Origin of the sequence: Limnospira sp. PMC 289.06 (assembly GCF_032350395.1) — a bacterium.
GTDB lineage: Bacteria > Cyanobacteriota > Cyanobacteriia > Cyanobacteriales > Microcoleaceae > Limnospira > Limnospira platensis.
In genome coordinates this window covers 1-1,436 of record NZ_JARPLC010000304.1, presented here as the reverse complement: position 1 = coordinate 1,436, position 1,436 = coordinate 1, and the positions used below count along the sequence as shown (strand labels likewise).

1 protein-coding gene is annotated in these 1,436 nt (G+C 43.9%); it reads left to right on the top strand.

All coding sequences use genetic code 11. The features are described 5' to 3' along the window. Positions 1-28: 28 nt before the first annotated feature. The gene (locus tag P5674_RS24675; protein ID WP_014274444.1) at positions 29-1,195 is read left to right on the top strand and encodes a group II intron reverse transcriptase; all 1,167 of its coding nucleotides are present in this window, start codon (positions 29-31) and stop codon (positions 1,193-1,195) included. Positions 1,196-1,436 lie beyond the last annotated feature (241 nt).

Below are 1,436 nucleotides of genomic sequence, written 5' to 3'. Positions count from 1 at the left end.
TCTCGACCCCTAACAAAATGCTCTTACCGTGAACCATGATTACCTACTGTCCAAAATTCATTGTCCAAGCAGCCTGAAAAGAGACCTAAAACAATGGTTAAAATCAGGTGTTTTGGACAACGGCGTGTTTGAGGATACAAAAGCAGGGACACCACAAGGAGGGGTAATAAGTCCACTACTAGCCAACATTGCACTGTTGGGAATGGTTGGATTAATAGAAACAGGGTATCCCAAGAAAAAAGGAAAGGTACAAGCCACCTTAATAAGATACGCCGATGATTTTGTAGTGATATCACCATCACTCGAAATTATTGAACAGTGCCAAACTGCTATCTCCGAATGGTTAAAACCTGTTGGACTAGAAATAAAACCTGAAAAGACTCGAATTTGCCACACGCTTAATCCTATTAAGTATGATGGCAAAACAGAGGAACCAGGGTTCGACTTCCTGGGATTCAATATCAGGCAATACCCGGCAGGAAAACATAAAACTGGGAAAAGTCCACATGGGAAACTATTAGGATTCAAAACCCACATTAAACCCAGCCGTAAAGCAGTTAAAGCCCATACAGAAGTGATTAAAGGTGTAATCAAACAACATAAAACAGCACCTCAGTCAGCCCGGATAAGTAAACTAAATCCGATTATTCGGGGATGGTCAAATTATTATTCAGGGGTCGTCTCATCAGAGACCTTCGACAAACTAGATAACACAATCTGGTTAATGTTACGGGCATGGACAGTATCAAGATGCGAAAAGGCAAGTTACGAAAAGCTAAGAAACTATTTCAGACATGGAACGGTTAAACTTAGTAATGGGAAAGAAAGGCATGAATCTTGGTTATTCCAAACCAAAGATGGATTCCAATTCTGGAAACATAATTGGACTCCGATTGTCAGACATACCCTAGTGCGCCCTGACGCAACACCATACGACGGAAATTGGACTTACTGGGCAATCAGGAAGGGACAAGCAATCGACACGCCAACAAGAGTAGCAAAACTACTTAAGAAACAGAAAGGCAGGTGCACCTGGTGTGGGCAATATTTCACCCCATCAGACCTAGCTGAAGTTGACCACATTATACCTCGAAGCCAAGGTGGAAAGGATGAATACAAGAACCTTCAGCTACTACATCGCCACACCCGCGATGATAAAACAGCTCTGGACAATGAGAGGTTGCTGTACTCTTAACAAGGAGGTGCGAAACGTTCAGGCACGCGCATAGGGTTGCAATACCCGAAATAACTGCCCGGTGGGACTTCCACCCCTTGGTGGAATATAGGGAGTCGCTTCCCTGACCATCCCATAACTGTTTATATGTCCCGACGCTTAGAGAAATCTAAGCAAGGCAGGGGACTCAAGGTCAAGACAGAACGCTTGAACGGTGGGAGTTGTGACCCACCTAGTATAGCATGAAGTTGAGAGTAACGGC